This is a genomic window from Euryhalocaulis sp. (assembly GCF_013911995.1).
In the GTDB taxonomy this organism is placed as follows: Bacteria; Pseudomonadota; Alphaproteobacteria; order Caulobacterales; family Maricaulaceae; genus Euryhalocaulis; species Euryhalocaulis caribicus.
The window spans coordinates 1-14,997 of record NZ_JACESD010000038.1; the positions used below are offsets into that span (position 1 = coordinate 1).

Annotated in this window: 17 protein-coding genes; 12 read left to right on the plus strand and 5 right to left on the minus strand. The window is 65.3% G+C overall.

What is annotated here, in order from left to right; all coding sequences use genetic code 11:
* The first annotated feature begins 125 nt into the window (after positions 1–125).
* Positions 126–416, plus strand: coding sequence for an integration host factor subunit beta (locus H2040_RS10385; protein ID WP_022696698.1), 291 nt, complete (start codon positions 126–128; stop codon positions 414–416).
* 30 nt (positions 417–446) lie between these two features.
* On the opposite strand, the gene H2040_RS10390 is transcribed toward H2040_RS10385, so the two are convergent.
* Positions 447–938 (minus strand): GFA family protein, encoded by a 492-nt coding sequence (locus H2040_RS10390; RefSeq protein WP_287157249.1) that lies wholly within the window; start codon positions 936–938, stop codon positions 447–449.
* Between the two features lie 138 nt (positions 939–1,076).
* On the opposite strand from H2040_RS10390, the gene mscL reads away from it, so the two are divergent.
* The 8 genes from mscL to H2040_RS10430 all read left to right on the plus strand — a co-directional run bounded on the left by mscL (position 1,077) and on the right by H2040_RS10430 (position 9,798).
* Complete coding sequence (mscL, locus tag H2040_RS10395; protein ID WP_022696696.1) at positions 1,077–1,499, plus strand: large conductance mechanosensitive channel protein MscL; 423 nt, start codon at positions 1,077–1,079, stop codon at positions 1,497–1,499.
* Positions 1,500–1,544: 45 nt separating this feature from the next.
* Complete coding sequence (locus H2040_RS10400; protein ID WP_287157252.1) at positions 1,545–2,168, plus strand: phosphoribosylanthranilate isomerase; 624 nt, start codon at positions 1,545–1,547, stop codon at positions 2,166–2,168.
* 11 nt (positions 2,169–2,179) lie between these two features.
* Positions 2,180–3,391 (plus strand): tryptophan synthase subunit beta, encoded by a 1,212-nt coding sequence (trpB, locus tag H2040_RS10405; RefSeq protein ID WP_287157253.1) that lies wholly within the window; start codon positions 2,180–2,182, stop codon positions 3,389–3,391.
* Positions 3,388–4,194 carry a tryptophan synthase subunit alpha gene (gene trpA, locus H2040_RS10410; RefSeq protein WP_287157254.1) on the plus strand — a complete coding sequence of 269 codons (807 nt, stop codon included), beginning with the start codon at positions 3,388–3,390 and terminating at the stop codon, positions 4,192–4,194. The genes trpB and trpA overlap by 4 nt, the downstream gene beginning before the upstream one ends.
* Before the next feature lie 6 nt (positions 4,195–4,200).
* Positions 4,201–5,097, plus strand: coding sequence for an acetyl-CoA carboxylase, carboxyltransferase subunit beta (gene accD, locus H2040_RS10415; RefSeq protein ID WP_022696692.1), 897 nt, complete (start codon positions 4,201–4,203; stop codon positions 5,095–5,097).
* Between the two features lie 118 nt (positions 5,098–5,215).
* Complete coding sequence (locus H2040_RS10420) at positions 5,216–6,385, plus strand: bifunctional folylpolyglutamate synthase/dihydrofolate synthase (protein ID WP_287157256.1); 1,170 nt, start codon at positions 5,216–5,218, stop codon at positions 6,383–6,385.
* An 80-nt stretch (positions 6,386–6,465) separates the two neighbouring features.
* The gene (locus H2040_RS10425; RefSeq protein WP_287157258.1) at positions 6,466–8,163 is read left to right on the plus strand and encodes an alanine/glycine:cation symporter family protein; all 1,698 of its coding nucleotides are present in this window, start codon (positions 6,466–6,468) and stop codon (positions 8,161–8,163) included.
* A 165-nt stretch (positions 8,164–8,328) separates the two neighbouring features.
* Positions 8,329–9,798, plus strand: coding sequence for an alanine/glycine:cation symporter family protein (locus H2040_RS10430; RefSeq protein WP_287157260.1), 1,470 nt, complete (start codon positions 8,329–8,331; stop codon positions 9,796–9,798).
* Positions 9,799–9,864: 66 nt separating this feature from the next.
* On the opposite strand, the gene H2040_RS10435 is transcribed toward H2040_RS10430, so the two are convergent.
* Together H2040_RS10435 and H2040_RS10440 are read right to left on the minus strand one after the other, a co-directional pair.
* Positions 9,865–10,809 carry a hypothetical protein gene (locus H2040_RS10435; RefSeq protein ID WP_287157262.1) on the minus strand — a complete coding sequence of 315 codons (945 nt, stop codon included), beginning with the start codon at positions 10,807–10,809 and terminating at the stop codon, positions 9,865–9,867.
* Positions 10,810–10,935: 126 nt separating this feature from the next.
* Positions 10,936–11,775 carry a heme-dependent oxidative N-demethylase subunit alpha family protein gene (locus H2040_RS10440; protein WP_287157264.1) on the minus strand — a complete coding sequence of 280 codons (840 nt, stop codon included), beginning with the start codon at positions 11,773–11,775 and terminating at the stop codon, positions 10,936–10,938.
* A gap of 85 nt (positions 11,776–11,860) precedes the next feature.
* Here H2040_RS10440 and bioB point away from each other — a divergent pair, with 85 nt between their 5' ends.
* Positions 11,861–12,853, plus strand: a complete 993-nt coding sequence (bioB, locus tag H2040_RS10445; RefSeq protein WP_287157266.1) for a biotin synthase BioB — start codon at positions 11,861–11,863, stop codon at positions 12,851–12,853.
* Here the strand turns inward: bioB and H2040_RS10450 are convergent.
* Positions 12,850–13,122, minus strand: coding sequence for a hypothetical protein (locus tag H2040_RS10450; protein ID WP_022696684.1), 273 nt, complete (start codon positions 13,120–13,122; stop codon positions 12,850–12,852). The two genes, bioB and H2040_RS10450, sit on opposite strands and share 4 nt — an antisense overlap.
* Before the next feature lie 132 nt (positions 13,123–13,254).
* On the opposite strand from H2040_RS10450, the gene H2040_RS10455 reads away from it, so the two are divergent.
* Positions 13,255–13,533, plus strand: coding sequence for a 4a-hydroxytetrahydrobiopterin dehydratase (locus tag H2040_RS10455; RefSeq protein ID WP_287157267.1), 279 nt, complete (start codon positions 13,255–13,257; stop codon positions 13,531–13,533).
* Complete coding sequence (locus H2040_RS10460) at positions 13,530–14,291, plus strand: SDR family oxidoreductase (RefSeq protein WP_287157269.1); 762 nt, start codon at positions 13,530–13,532, stop codon at positions 14,289–14,291. Before H2040_RS10455 ends, H2040_RS10460 begins: the two co-directional genes overlap by 4 nt.
* Positions 14,292–14,295: 4 nt before the next feature.
* Here H2040_RS10460 and H2040_RS10465 read toward each other — a convergent pair whose 3' ends face one another.
* A complete protein-coding gene (locus H2040_RS10465; RefSeq protein WP_287157271.1) occupies positions 14,296–14,718 on the minus strand; it encodes a hypothetical protein in 423 nt (140 codons plus the stop codon).
* Positions 14,719–14,997: the final 279 nt, after the last annotated feature.

Below are 14,997 nucleotides of genomic sequence, written 5' to 3' on the forward strand. Positions count from 1 at the left end.
CAAGTAAGCCCGATTTCGCAAAGCAATTGACTCGGGAGCGCAAACATCGATGTTAGGAACGACATCGGCGGGCGCGCTCCCGGGCGCTTTACCGCTTTTTCGATCAACCCCGGAGCTGGGTCCGCATGATCAAATCCGAGCTTGTCGAGCAACTCGCCGAGAAACATCCGCATCTGCCGCAACGCGATGTGGAGCGGGCGGCCAATGTCATTCTGGATACGATCGCCAGCGCCCTTGAAGAGGGCGGACGGGTTGAGCTTCGCGGTTTCGGCGCCTTTTCCGTGCGTCACCGCCCGGCCCGCGTGGGCCGCAATCCCCGCACCGGCGAATCCGTGCCGGTGAAGGAAAAACACGTTCCGTTCTTCAAGACCGGCAAGGAACTGCGCGAGCGCGTCAACGCCTCCCGCGAAGCCTGACCGTCCGGCCTTTTCCCCGGCGTCCGAACCCTAATCCACCCAGAGGCCGCGACTTCTGTGCCAGTCCTCGATGGATTCGTCCGGGTAAATTTCAAAACACTGATCGTTGTCGCCGAGCTGCGGCGTCACCCAGCTCGCCTTGTATTTCAGCATCAAGTGAACGCTTTCCGGCGGAACCGGCAGGTCCGTGTCCATGGCGGAAGCGAAGGGGTGAACCAGCTCCGGCCAGTTGGGATCGCTCAGCCATAGCGCGCTGGCGCATTTCGAACAGAAATGCCGCCGGCCCGAACTGGCCTTGCACGCGCCGTCCCGCTCGATCTCCGCGCGATAGATGGAGATCGCATCCTCGCCGGTGGTCTCCAGCGTGCCGGCCAGTCCCATGATATTGATGGCGTAGCCGCCCCCGCCCGCCGTCTTGCGGCAGATCCGGCAATAACAGCGCTGATAGGGATGCGGCGTATGGCTATCGAGGCGGAATTCCACCGCCCCGCACCGGCATCCGCCCTTAAGATTCATCGGCATTGGATGGCTCCGTCCTGACTGCGTGATCCGGTGAGGAATGGGAGGGCGGCGCGGCGGGTTCCCCTATTTCTGCTTTCCCCCGGCCCGGCGGGGGCTAAACTCATCTTCCGCAATCAAGAAACGGAGGGTCCGACACAGATGTTCAATGAGTTCAAGGAATTCGCGATGCGCGGCAATGTGGTCGACCTGGCGGTCGGCTTCATTCTTGGCGGCGCGTTCTCGACCATCGTCAAATCGCTGGTGAACGATGTCATCATGCCGCCGCTGGGTCTGCTGCTGGGCGGCGTGGACTTCACCAATCTCTTCGTGCCGCTGGACGGCGCCCAATACGAATCCCTGGCGGCGGCGCAGGAAGCGGGCGCGGCGACGATCAATTACGGCCTGTTTATCAATAACGTCATCGCGTTCGTCATTCTGGCGCTGGCCCTGTTCTTCCTGATCAAGGGCATGAATTCCATGCAGCGCAAGAAGGACGACACCGTGCCGGAAGAGCCCCCCGCGAAGCCGCGCCAGGAGGAGCTTCTGGAGGAAATCCGCGACGCCCTGAAGGCGCGCGGCTAATACCGCCCCTTTCCACCCGGGCCGTGCGGCCTTAAGTCAGCGCCCATGGCCCGGGTGAAGATATGCGGTTTGACGCGAGAGGAAGACGTGCGCGGCGCGGCGCGCGCCGGCGCGGAATTCTGCGGCTTCCTTCTGGCGGAAAGCCCGCGGCGCGTCAGCCTGGAGCGCGGCGCGGAACTGGCCCGGCTGGCCCGTGACGAGGGGTTGAAGACCGTCGCCGTGCTGGTCAATCCGAACGACGCCGCCCTGACCGCCATCGCGGCAGCGGACGCTTTCGACGCCATCCAGCTGCACGGCGATGAACCGCCCTCCCGCGCGCTACAGGCGGGCCGCCTGACCGGAACGGCCGTGATCAAGGTCCTAACCGGCGGCTCCGCGGCGGCCGAAGCCTATGCCAGCGTTGACGGCTTCCTGTTCGACGCCCCGGTGAAGCCGGGCGAGCGCCGCGGCGGACATGGCCGCGCCTTTGACTGGGACGCGCTGGACACCAGCGGCGTCGACAAGCCGTGGTTTCTGGCGGGCGGACTGAATCCCGACAATGTGGCCGAAGCGATTTCCCGCACCGGCGCCCCGGCGGTGGATGTTTCCAGCGGGGTTGAGGACGCGCCGGGCGTGAAAAACGCCGATCTGATGCGCTGGTTCGTGGATGCGGCCCGGCAGGAAAGCTAGATAGCCTCATTATGACCACGCCCAACACCTATTCCGCATGGCCGGACGCGCGCGGCCGCTTTGGCGAATATGGCGGCCGTTTCGTCGCCGAGACGCTGATGCCGCTGACGCTGGAGCTTGAGCGCGCCTATGAGGCCGCCAAGGAAGATCCCGCGTTCCGCGAGGAATTTGACGCGCTTCTGCGCGACTTCGTGGGCCGCCCCTCGCCGCTTTATTTTGCCGAGCGGCTGACCGAAAAGTTCGGCGGCGCGCAGCTCTGGTTCAAGCGGGACGAGCTGAACCATACCGGCGCGCACAAGATCAATAATTGCCTCGGCCAGGTGCTTCTGGCCCGGCGCATGGGCAAAAAACGCATCATCGCGGAAACCGGCGCGGGTCAGCACGGCGTGGCGACGGCCACCGTGGCGGCGCGCTTCGGCCTGCCCTGCATCGTCTATATGGGCAAGACCGATATCGAGCGTCAGAAACCCAATGTCTTCCGTATGAAGCTGCTGGGCGCGGAGGTCCGGGCCGTGGAATCGGGCACCGCGACGCTGAAAGACGCCATGAACGAGGCGCTGCGCGACTGGGTCACGAACGTGGACGATACGTTCTACGTGATCGGCACGGTCGCCGGGCCGCACCCCTATCCGGCCATGGTTCGCGATTTCCAGTCGGTCATCGGCAAGGAGGCCCGCGCCCAGATGCAGGACCGGCTAGGCCGCCTGCCCGATGCGTGCGTCGCCTGTATCGGCGGCGGCTCCAACGCCATGGGCCTGTTCCATCCCTTCCTCGAGGATGAGGACGTACGTCTGATCGGCGTCGAGGCGGCGGGCGAGGGCGTGGACACCAACCGTCACGCAGCTTCCCTCAATGGCGGCAAGCCCGGCATCCTGCACGGCAACCGCACCTATCTGCTGATGGACGAGGACGGCCAGATCGCCGACGCGCACTCCATCTCCGCCGGGCTCGACTATCCGGGCATCGGGCCGGAGCACGCCTTCCTGAAGGATGCCGGCCGCGCCGAATATGTCTCCGCCACCGACAAGGAGGCGCTGGAAATGTTCCAGCTCTGCGCCCGGCAGGAAGGCATCATTCCGGCGCTGGAGCCCGCCCACGCGCTGGCCCGCGCCCGTGATCTCTGCCGGGAACTGGGCCCGGACGGCGTGGTGCTGATGAATATGTGCGGCCGGGGGGACAAAGACGTCTTCTCCGTCGCCGATGCGCTGGGGGTGGAGCTTTGAACCGCCTCCAGAAACGCTTCGCCGCCCTCGCCAAAGAGGGCCGGGCCGGGTTCATCCCCTATGTCATGGCGGGCGATCCCGACCTGAAGACCACAGCCGCCCTCCTGGAAAAGCTTCCCGGCGCGGGCGCGGACGTCATTGAGCTGGGCTTTCCCTTCACCGATCCAATGGCGGACGGCCCGACCATCCAGTCCGCCGCCGAACGGTCGCTGGAAAACGGCACGAAGCTGGATGACGTTCTGGGCCTTGTCCGCGATTTCCGGAAAGCCGATGCGGATACGCCGGTCATCCTGATGGGATACGCCAATCCGCCCTATATCCGCGGCTTCGAGAAGTTTGCAGCCGATATGGCGGAGGCCGGCGCGGACGGCGTCATTCTGGTCGATCTGCCGCCGGAGGAGGACGAGGAACTGCGCGCGGCCTTCGACCGCCACGACCTGTCCCTGATCCGGCTGGCGACGCCCACGACCGACGATGCGCGGCTCCCCAGGGTCGTCGAGGGCACCAAGGGGTTTGTCTATTATGTCTCGGTTGCCGGCGTGACCGGCGCGGGACGCGGCGAGCGCGGCGCGATTGAAACCGCGGTATCGCGCCTGAAAGAGGCCAGCGGCCTTCCCGTGGCGGTCGGGTTTGGCGTGAAGACGCCGGAAACCGCGGCGGAAATCGCCCGCAGCGCCGACGCGGTGGTCGTCGGTTCGGCCATCGTGGAGCGGCTGGCGAAAGACGGACCGGAGGCAGCGCTGGACTTGACCCGCCGCCTCTCGCAGGCTGTAGCCTCCGCCCGGGAAACAGAGCAAAGCTGAAACGATATGAACTGGCTGGACAAACTCACCCCGCCCGGCGTGAAGAAAATCTTCTCCAAGCGCGACACGCCGGAGAATCTCTGGGTGAAAGATCCCAAATCGGGCGAGATGGTCTTTCACAAGGACCTGGAAAATTCGCTCCATGTCACCCCGTCCGGCCATCACATGCGGATCGGCCCGGTAAGCCGCTTCGCCTATACGTTCGATCACGGGCGCTTTGAAGAGATCGAGATCCCGGCCGTTCCCAAGGATCCCCTGCGCTTCCGCGACGACAAGAAATATACCGACCGTATCAAGGACGCCCGCAACAAGACCGGCCGCGAGGATGCAATCGGCATCGCCGTGGGCAAGATCGGCGGGATCAAGTCCGTGGCCGTGGTTCAGGACTTCTCCTTCATGGGCGGCTCCATGGGCATGGCCGTGGGCGAGGCCTTCATCAAGGCCGCCGAGGAAGCGGTGGAGCGGGAGGCCCCGCTGATCTGCTTTGCCGCCGCGGGCGGGGCACGGATGCAGGAAGGCGCGCTCAGCCTGATGCAGATGCCGCGCACCACCTTGGCCATCCAGATGCTGAAAGAGGCGGGCCTGCCCTATGTCGTGGTTCTGACAGACCCGACGACGGGCGGCGTCACGGCGTCCTACGCCATGCTGGGCGACGTGCATTTCGCCGAGCCGGGCGCCCTGATCGGCTTCGCCGGCCCCCGCGTCATCGAGCAGACGATCCGCGAAAAACTGCCCGAGGGCTTCCAGCGCGCCGAATATCTGCATGAAAAAGGCATGGTGGACGCAGTGGTGGACCGGCGCGAACTGGCCGAAAAGCTGGCCGATGTCCTGTCGGTCCTGATGAAGACCAAGCCGCCCTCGCGCCGGAAGCGGCTGCCGGCGCCGGAGCCCGTCAATTCCTGAGGCCGGGGCGCTGGATGCGGCGCTGGAGCGCCTGACGCGCCTTCACCCGAAAAAGATCGATCTTTCGCTGGACCGGATAGAGCGCCTGCTGGCGGCGCTGGATCATCCGCAACGGCGCTTGCCGCCTGTCGTCCATGTCGCGGGAACCAATGGCAAGGGGTCGACCCTGGCCTTCCTGAAAGCGATGATCGAGGCGTCGGGCCGGAGCGCCCACGTATACAGCTCTCCTCATCTGGTGCGCTTCAATGAACGCATTGCGCTGAACGGCGCCTCCGTCGATGACGCCCGGCTGGCGGACGCGCTGGACCGCGTCGAGAAAGCCAATGACGGCCGCGCCATCACTTTTTTCGAGGTAACCACGGCGACCGCCTTCCTGCTGTTCTCCGAGACGCCGGCCGATTACCTGCTGCTGGAGACCGGACTGGGCGGCAAATATGACGCCACCAATGTGGTGGACCGGCCGGCCGCCACGGCGATCACGCCGATTTCACTGGATCACCGGGAATTCCTGGGCAGCGATCTGGCCGACATCGCCCGCGAGAAAGCCGGTATTTTCAAGTCGGGCGTCCCGGCCTTTTCCGCGGGCCAGACCGAAACCGTGCGCGGCGCCCTGGCCCGCGCGGCGGAGGCGGTTGAAGCGCCGTTCCGCCAGTCCGGCGTGGACTTCATGGCGCATGCCGAACGCGGCGGAATGGTCTATCAGGACGGCGAACGCGTGCTGGACCTGCCGCAGCCGGGATTGCTGGGCTCGCATCAGGTTCAGAATGCGGGTTTGGCGGTCGCCCTCGCGCTGCATCTGGGCCTCGCGGCGGAGGCCATCTCCGCCGGTGTGGCCGACGCGCGCTGGCCCGCCCGCATGCAGCGCCTGACACAGGGCCGTTTCGCCGAACGCGCCCGCGCCGGCAATGCGGAACTGTGGCTGGACGCGGCGCATAATCCGGGCGGCGCGGCGAGCCTCGCCGCCGTTCTGGCAGACCTGGAGACGCGCAGTCCGTCGGACCTGATCATGATCATGGGCGCCATGGCGAACAAGGATCTGGACGGCATCACCGCGCCGTTCGCCGGGCTGGCCACTGAACTGATCGCGGTGCCGCTGAAAGACGAGGCCGCCAGCGCCGATCCCGGCCTGATCGCCATGGCCGCGGCGGAGGCCGGAATCAGCGCCTCCATCGCGCCTTCGCTCGACGCGGCGCTTTCCGAGGCGCTGGAGCGCCACGGCGCGGCGCGCATCGTCATCGCGGGCTCTCTCAGGCTGGCCGGCGAGGTCCTGGCCGATTATGGCGGATAAATGACCGGCTTTCGCTTGAGGCCGCGCCGGGCCTCGGGCTAGATTGCTTGCAACAATTCGCAACACGCTGAAAAACAATCATGCAAGCACTGCAATCCGTGCTCACCCAGATCGATGGCTGGGTGTGGAGCCCCGTTCTTGTGGCGCTCCTGTTCGGCACCGGTCTCTATCTGACTATCGGCCTGAAATTCATGACCATTTACCGCCTTCCGGCGGCTTTGGGCATGATGTTCAAGAAATCCAAGCCCGAAGATGAAGGCGATGGGGAAATCTCCCCGCTCGCCGCTCTCTTCACCGCGCTTTCCGCCACGATCGGCACCGGCAATATCGCCGGCGTCGCCACCGCCATCACGCTGGGCGGTCCGGGGGCGGTCTTCTGGATGTGGATGACGGCCCTTGTCGGCTCCGCCACGAAATATTCCGAAGCCGTGCTGGCCGTGACCTATCGTGAGGTTGATGACCGGGGCGAGCATGTCGGCGGCCCGATGTACTACATCAAGAACGGCCTCTCGAAAAAATGGCTGTGGCTGGCCTGGCTGTTCGCCATCTGCACGGCCGTGGCGGCGTTCGGCACGGGCAATCTGGTGCAGGCGAATTCCGTCGCCGCGCTGGTGGAATCCAATCTCGGCGTTCCGGCGATCATCTGCGGCGGCGTCATGGCCGTTCTGGTGTTCGCGGTGATTGTGGGCGGCGTGAAGTCGATCGCCCGCGTCGCCTCGGTCCTGGTGCCCTTCATGGCCATTGCCTATGTGGTCGGCGCGGTTGCCGTGCTTCTGGTGAATGCGGGCGATGTTCCGGCCGCTTTCCTGTCGATCTTCACCGACGCCTTCTCCGGCACGGCGGCTGTCGGCGGCTTCTTCGGCGCGGCCTTCGCCGCCGCGATCCGGGAAGGCGCCAATCGCGGCTCGTTCTCGAACGAGGCGGGCTTGGGCTCGGCGGCCATCGCGCATGCTTCGGCCAAGACGCGCAATCCGCACCGTCAGGGCTCGATCGCGATGCTCAGCCCGTTCATCGACACCATCGTGGTCTGCACCCTGACCGCGCTGGTGATCCTGACCGCCACGGGCAATTTCAACTACAATCCGGCGCGGGCCGCGCTGGGCCAGTGTGAGACGCAAGGCGCGCTGACCATACCCGACGGCATGAGCCGCACGGCGCTGTTCGCCGCTGCGCCCCAGACCGATGTCGAGAACCGCGCGCAGAGCGTGGCGCAGGGCGGCGACGCCGTTTATGGCGCGCTTCAGGCCTGCCAGGCGGCGGGCGTCGAAGTTCCGGCTGACGCTCTGGCGGCGGCGACGGATGCGTCCGTGGTGGCCCAGACCGATCATTCCTGGCTCTCGGGCATCGCCTCGGCGGCGGACGTCACGGCGCAAGCCTTCGGCGCGGCGCTGCCGGGGGGTGAGTGGATCGTGGTGATCGGCCTGACCGTGTTCGCCTTCACGACGATCCTGGGCTGGGCGCTTTACGGCGAACGATCGCTGGAATTCATGACAGGGACGACGCTGATCTTCCCCTATCGCGTCTTCTGGTGCCTCGTCGTGTTTGTCGGCGCCATATGGACGAACGACCTGGCCTGGACGGTGGCCTCCATCGGCAACGGGATGATGGCCGCGCCCAACCTGATCGCGCTTCTGGCGCTTTCAGGCACGGTGTTCGCCATCGCCAAGCGCCATGGCGCGCGGCCGGGCGATGATGGCGATCACAAGCTGGGCGACCAGAACACGCCCATGCCCGCTCCGTCCGCGGGCGAAGAGGATGGCGAGAGCGGAAAGGCGTAACGCGCCTGAGGCTTCCGGCCTGAAATAACGGGTCCGCCGGGTGACTGGCGGACCCGTTTCTTTTTCAGCCATGGCAAGGGATAGCGCGTTTTCTCATTTCGCTTGCCGGGGGTGAATTTTGCGCTTCTAGTGCGTATCGGGATTTCACTTCTCAGCGATGCGCCAATGGAAAACCTCTTCGGACCCGTTCAGTTCTTCAGCGATTTTCTGTGGGGCGGAACATGGGGCGAGACGCGGGTCCTGCCGGTCGGGATCGTCACCATCGCCCTGATCGGGACGGGCGTCTTTTTCATGGTTGCCATGCGGTTCCGGCCGGTGACGCGGCTCGGCCCGGCCTTCGCCCAGCTCTGGACAGGGCGCAAGGCGCTCGGCGCGGGCGAGATCACGCCCTGGCAGGCGCTCTCCACTGCGCTATCCGGGCAGGTCGGGACGGGCAATCTGGCCGGGGTGGCCACCGCCATCACGCTGGGCGGGCCGGGCGCGATATTCTGGATGTGGGTGACCGCGCTGTTCGGGATGGCGCTGGCCTTCGCCGAATCCTCGCTGGCCGTGCGCTACCGCGAACAGCATCCGGACGGCCGGGTTCATGGCGGGCCGATGTATTACATCAAGAACGCCCTGCCCAGGCCGTGGATCGTACTGGCCTTCCTTTTCTGCATCGGGACGCTGTTCTCGGCGGTCGCCACGGGTGGGATGATCCAGGCGAATTCGGTCACGCAGTCCACGCAGGAAACCGCGCGCTCTCTGGGTGTTTCCATTCCTAACTGGGCGGCGGGGCTGGTGATCGCGGGGCTGGTCTTCGCGGTGATCATCGGCGGCATCAAGTCCATCGGGTCTGTCGCGGGCAAGCTGGTGCCGCTGATGGCCGCGGCCTATGTCATCGCGTCACTGGCGGTAATCATCCTGCACGCCTCGGAAGTGCCGCAAGCCTTCGCGTTGATTTTCAGCTCCGCTTTCGGATTTCAGGAAGCGGCGGGCGGTCTGGCCGGGTACGGCGTGCTGGCGGCGATCCGCGCCGGGGTGGCGCGCGGCCTGTTCTCCAACGAGGCCGGACAGGGCTCGGCCCCCATCGCCCACGCCGCGGCGCAGACCAGCGATCCCGTTCGTCAGGGCGAGATCGCGATGTTGGGCGTTTTCATCGACACCATCGTCATCTGCACCATGACCGCGCTGGTCATCCTGACCGTGGCCGGCGATTTCCCCAGCGCCGGGGGCACGGTGGAATACGCCTGGCAGTCGGCGGACCTTCAGGCCTCCGCCATCACCACCGCGGCATTCGCGCAGGGAATTTATGGCGGGCAATGGATCGTGCTGGCGGCGCAGTTCCTGTTTGCCTTCACCACCATGATCGGCTGGTCCTATTACGCCGAACAGGCCCTGACCTTCATCACCGGCGACTGGGCAGCGCGGCCGTTCCGCTTCCTGTGGGTCATGATGATTTTTACCGGCACGATGGTCGTGAATGTGGACGGCCTGTGGCGGCTGGGCGATGTCGCCAACGCCTCGATGCTGTTCCCCAATGTCATCGCGTTGCTGGCGCTGTCCGGCGTGGTCCTGGCCATGTCGGAAGCCGGAACGGGCCAGATCAGGGCCGGGGCGCTGAACGACCCGGCGGCGAAAGAGCCTGCCGAATAGGCAAGGAAAAAGGGCGGCTCCCTCCGGACCGCCCTTTTTCCTTCACGCCACGGCGCGCTCGTCCCCCTAGCGCTTGCCGTTCCAGTTGAGAACGCGATTGTCGGCGGGCTGGTAATAGCTCAGCTCCATGCCCTCGGCGTCCTTGAAGCCCGAGGCCGGAACCCCGTCCTTTTCCTGATAGTCCCGCCATCCGTCATCATGTTTCCGGGGATGATGCGGCTGCTCCAGAACCGGGATCTGGTCGCACTCGACCAGCCGCCACTCATAGCGCTGCGGCGAGACCAGCTGATGCTTCTCGATGGAGGCCATCTGCGCCTCGACGCGATAGCGGCTGTGCCCGGCGGTCTGCACCACTTCCTGATAATTATAGGAGGCGTATTCCGCCGGGATGGGGATTTCCTCCACGCCGCCGGGCTGCACCAGAACTTCCTTCTCGATGGTCGCGTATTGCGGCGGAACCGGGATGGAGCGCACTTCCTCGGGCTGCACCACGACCTGACGCTCGATCGTGCGGTATTCGCCCGCTTCCTCGATCAGGCACCAGACATCGCCGGTTTCCTCGTCATAGCGATAGGCCTTGGCGCCGGGCAGGCGGCCGCGTTTCCACACCATTTGCGGTTCGCGCACCATGACGCGCTCGGTCACCGTTTCCAGACGCGCCGGCTCGACGACAAGGCGTTCATATTCCGGCTGCACCAGAACCTGCTCGGTCACGGTTTCGTAGACGGGCTGGCGCACGACATAGCGGACCCCCGCCTCCTTGCGCAGATAATCGCGCGACCGCGTCTCCAGCGCCGGCTCGGTAACCTCGATGCGGTCATAGGCCTCGCGCGACAGATATTCGTCGACATAGCGGTCATATTCCGCGCGGACGAGAATGCGCTGATAGCACTGACCCGGCTCGGCATAAGCCGGCGGGTCATTGGGAAGCGGAACGCCCTGCCCCCCGGCAAAAGCCGCGCCGACGCACAGTGACAGCGCGCCAGAGCCCATCAGAACTCGCTTCATCATTCCCGGTCCTCCCCAAGGTTTGAGAATGGTTAACGATTATTAACCCGGTTTTTGGACAGGGAGGTCAAGCGCTTGCCCGAAATGAGCGAATAAAAAAGCCCATAATTCCCCGTTAACGCGAAAAACTCAGAGATTTTCGCGTTTCAGGAGATGTTCCATGGCGGCTTCCAGCGCGTCCCAGCGTTTATAGCGCCGGGCGTTATCCGCCGCGCCGCGCCAGCCGGCGGCCAGCGCCGCGCCGGTTTCCGGGTTGCGCAGAATGGGTTCCAGAGGGTCCAGGGCGATGCGAATGGTGAACAGGACGCCCCCGGTTTCCGGCAGGCGCCGTATGGTCTGGCGCTCCACGCGAAGATGCAGCTGGTCCGCCGCCGCTTCCGGTCCCAGCGCCTCCGCCTGCGCCCGCAAAGGGCCGCCGTCCGGCGTATAGCGGTCTTCGCCGAACTGGACTGTCCAGTTGAAACGTTCGAACACCGCGTCCGCGGCAAGGCTGTTGAAGACATGGGCGATGGCGCCGGCCAGCCGGGGCGAGCCGTCCGGCACCGGGACGTGCAAACCGTCCAGGGTCTTCCCGATGGCGTGGCCGGCGGAAAAGAAGGTTGGCTGGCACAGGGCCAGCGCGGCGGTTCGCCATTCGCCGTCCTCGGCCGTCATCACCACCAGATCGTCGGACACCATGCGCCGGGCGCGCGCCAGATCGGGCTCGCCGGCCTCCGGCGCCGTCTCATTCAGCGCGGACTCCACCATTGCCCGCGCCTCCGCCTGCGCGGCGGCGGAGCCGTGGATTTCCCGAAAGACCTCGCTGAATCGCTGGTCCAGCATCGCCGCGCCATGCGCGCGTCCGGCCTGCAGCTCCGGATCGGGCCGCAGCCATTCCGCGGCCTCTATCTTCTTCAGTCCGACCTTGAATTTCGGCGGGCCGGACAGAAAGGGCCGGTATGGCGGCCTGTCTGGAAAAAAACTGGTCAATCTTGTCTTCCGCGCGTTGCCGCGCGCCGCTCCCCTGCCCTAGGTTGACCGCCAATCAGTGACTCTCTCAAGGAGCCCGCCTGCCGTGGACGCGCCGCAACCTGCCTATTCCGACACCGACATTCGCACCGACTGGACCCGCGCGGAAGCCGAGGCGCTGTACCGCCTGCCATTTTCCGATCTGGTGTTCCGCGCCGCCAGCGTGCATCGCGCCTTTCACGATCCGGGCAAAATCGAGCGCGCACAGCTTCTTTCCATCAAGACCGGGGGCTGCGCGGAGGATTGCGGCTATTGCAGCCAGTCCGCCAAGTTCGACACCGGCGTCAAAGCCTCCAAGCTGATGGACAAGGACACGGTGATGGAGGCCGCCCGCGCGGCCAAGGCCAAGGGCGCGGACCGGTTCTGCATGGGCGCGGCGTGGCGCTCGCTCAAGGACCGCGATGTCGAGAAGATCTGCGACATCGTCACGTCAGTGAAGGCGGAGGGGCTGGAAACCTGCATGACGCTGGGCATGCTGGAGGAGGGGCAGGCCGAGCGCCTCGCCGACGCCGGGCTCGACTTCTACAACCACAATCTCGATACCTCCCGCGAGTACTACGACAAGGTCATCACCACCCGGACCTATGACGACCGGCTGGAAACGCTCGGCCGCGCGCGCAAGGCGGGCGTGAAGCTGTGCGTCGGCGGGATTCTGGGACTGGGCGAGGATCAGGAAGACCGCGTCGGACTTCTGCTGGAGTTGTCGCGGCTGGACCCGCACCCGGAAAGCGTGCCGGTCAACCGCCTTGTGCCGGTCAAAGGCACGCCGCTGGCGGAGGCCAAAAACGTCAAGGATCTGGATTTCATCCGCACGGTCGCGCTGGCGCGCCTGATGATGCCGAAATCCGTGGTGCGCCTCTCCGCGGGCCGGGAGACGATGTCTGAAACCATGCAGGCGCTCTGCTTCCTCGCCGGCGCCAATTCGATCTTCATGGGCGAGGCCTTGCTGACCGCGCCGAACGCGGGCGACGACGCGGATTCCGCCCTGCTGGCGGAGCTGGGCCTGAACCGGGAGGCGGCGGACGCCGCCGGCCCTTAAGCCGCGCCGATGCGCGGCTGGCCGCCCTGGGACGCCTTGGACGGCCCGAAGGCGCGATCCAGAACATGAGTCGAATCCTGCGCCAGTTCGATGGCCGCGGTCAGGTGCTGCAGGATCTTCATGTTGTTGCCCATGACGTGCAGCGCCTCGGGCCGCGGATCGGCGTCGATCTTGATCGAGCGTTTCAGCACGTCGCCGCGGATCAGGCTGAGGATATCCTCCAGCTTGTGCCCGCCGGGATTTTCTTCGGAAACCAGAAACCGGGTCATACCCGCCCCCTTCCATGCTCAACAGACGCCAAACTTACCCCGGCGGCGGTAAAGAATTGCTTTCCCGCGCCTTTCGCCGCCGCGCCCGGCGCGATAATGAGGACGCAACAAGAATACGGGAGAGAGATCGAAATGACCGGGAAGATCGGCGCGAAGGACGCGGTTTCGAAGCTGGATGGCTGGAATGCCGCCGAAGGCCGCGACGCCATAGAAAAGACTTTTGAATTCAAGGACTTCAATGAAGCGTTCGGCTTCATGACCCGGGTCGCCATCAAGGCCGACCAGATGGATCACCATCCCGAATGGTTCAATGTCTATAACCGGGTCGAGGTCACTCTGGCCACGCATGACGCCGGCGGGGTGACGGACAAGGACGTGACGCTGGCTTCCTTCATGGATTCGCTCGCATGAGCCGGATGACGGGCAAGCGCGCCCTGATCACCGGCGCGGCCAGCGGCCTGGGCTTCGCCATCGCGCAGAAATTTGTCGATGAGGGCGGGGAGGTCTTCCTGACCGACCTGAACGGGGACGGGGCGCGCGCCAACGCCGAAACGCTGGGCGCCAAGGCGATGAAGCACGATGTCACCTCCGAGGAAGACTGGAAGGCGGCTATCAAGCGCGCCGACGAAACGCTCGGCGGGTTCAACGTGCTGGTCAATAACGCCGGCATCGGCGCGTTCGGCTCGGTGGAGGACGACAGTTTCGAAAGCTACAAGAAAGTCGTCGCCGTCGATCTCGACTCGGTTTTTCTGGGCTGCAAATACGCGCTGGGCGTGATGAAGGGCCACGCGCCCGGCTCCATCATCAATATCTCGTCTATCGCGGGCTTGCTGGGTCAGGCGGAGCTGGCCTCCTATAACGCCGCCAAGGCGGGCGTCTGGCTGCTGACCAAATCGGTGGCGCTGCACTGCGCCAAACGGCGCTATGACATCCGCGCCAATTCTGTGCATCCGGCCTTCATCAAGACGCCGATCCTGGACGGCATGAAGGAGGCGCTGGGCATCGAGACGGACGAAGAGCTGCACAAGAATCTCGCCCGCGGCATCCCGCTGAAGCGCATCGGAGAGCCGGACGACGTGGCATATGCCTGCGTCTATCTGGCGTCAGACGAATCCAAGTTCGTCACGGGGACGGAGCTGAAAATCGACGGCGGCCTCTCGGCCTGGTGAAGCGTCAGGGCTGCTCGTGCACCACGACCATGCCCAGCAGAAGATGCGCGCCTTCTTCGCCCAGAACCCGGTCGGTCGCGGCCTGCAGCATATTGGCGATGCGGTCCGCGTCCGGCACATTGCCGGGGATGTAGAAGCCCCCGGCATAGGCGGTGAGCGCCGTGGCGTAGGCGTCCCTCAGGCGGGGCATCAGGGCTTCGGCCTTGCGCCGCAGCTTGTCGTCATGGATGTCCAGCCCCGCCTCGACCTGCAACAGGCCGGTAATGCGGTAATCCTGGGTGATGGTGGCGGTCAGCCCCGGCATCTCCATGAATTCCTCGGACGCCGTCACCCGTTTCTTGGCGGGCGCGGCGCCCGCGGCCAGGGCGGGCGTGGCGGCGAATGTCACGGCCGCGAGGACCGTCAGGATGCGAAGCGCGGCTTTCATGAGGCACGCTAATATCGCATCAACGTAAAAAAACGCTTTCAGGAGCCATGCGTCATGAAAACCCGTCTGATCGCGCTCGCCGCCGGCCTCGCCCTGATCGCTCTGGGCGGCTGGTGGCTGTTCCTGGCCTGAAGGGCGTATTCTTTTCTCACTGACGGCGGTGTTTCTTGCCGTCAGGCGGCTTGAAACTTCAAGCCCTCCACCGCATTGTGCGCACCGTCACAAAACTGTCATGGACGGGCGGCCGCCCGGGCCGTGCGGCTCATGATCTCCGCCGCC

Excerpts from the sequence above, each read along its gene's own strand:
- H2040_RS10385 (WP_022696698.1), top strand. The coding sequence starts at position 126 with ATGATCAAATCCGAGCTTGTCGAGCAACTCGCCGAGAAACATCCGCAT.
- H2040_RS10390 (WP_287157249.1), bottom strand. The coding sequence starts at position 938 with ATGCCGATGAATCTTAAGGGCGGATGCCGGTGCGGGGCGGTGGAATTC.
- mscL (WP_022696696.1), top strand. The coding sequence starts at position 1,077 with ATGTTCAATGAGTTCAAGGAATTCGCGATGCGCGGCAATGTGGTCGAC.
- H2040_RS10400 (WP_287157252.1), top strand. The coding sequence starts at position 1,545 with ATGGCCCGGGTGAAGATATGCGGTTTGACGCGAGAGGAAGACGTGCGC.
- trpB (WP_287157253.1), top strand. The coding sequence starts at position 2,180 with ATGACCACGCCCAACACCTATTCCGCATGGCCGGACGCGCGCGGCCGC.
- accD (WP_022696692.1), top strand. The coding sequence starts at position 4,201 with ATGAACTGGCTGGACAAACTCACCCCGCCCGGCGTGAAGAAAATCTTC.
- H2040_RS10425 (WP_287157258.1), top strand. The coding sequence starts at position 6,466 with ATGCAAGCACTGCAATCCGTGCTCACCCAGATCGATGGCTGGGTGTGG.
- H2040_RS10430 (WP_287157260.1), top strand. The coding sequence starts at position 8,329 with ATGGAAAACCTCTTCGGACCCGTTCAGTTCTTCAGCGATTTTCTGTGG.
- H2040_RS10435 (WP_287157262.1), bottom strand. The coding sequence starts at position 10,809 with ATGATGAAGCGAGTTCTGATGGGCTCTGGCGCGCTGTCACTGTGCGTC.
- H2040_RS10450 (WP_022696684.1), bottom strand. The coding sequence starts at position 13,122 with ATGACCCGGTTTCTGGTTTCCGAAGAAAATCCCGGCGGGCACAAGCTG.
- H2040_RS10455 (WP_287157267.1), top strand. The coding sequence starts at position 13,255 with ATGACCGGGAAGATCGGCGCGAAGGACGCGGTTTCGAAGCTGGATGGC.
- H2040_RS10460 (WP_287157269.1), top strand. The coding sequence starts at position 13,530 with ATGAGCCGGATGACGGGCAAGCGCGCCCTGATCACCGGCGCGGCCAGC.
- H2040_RS10465 (WP_287157271.1), bottom strand. The coding sequence starts at position 14,718 with ATGAAAGCCGCGCTTCGCATCCTGACGGTCCTCGCGGCCGTGACATTC.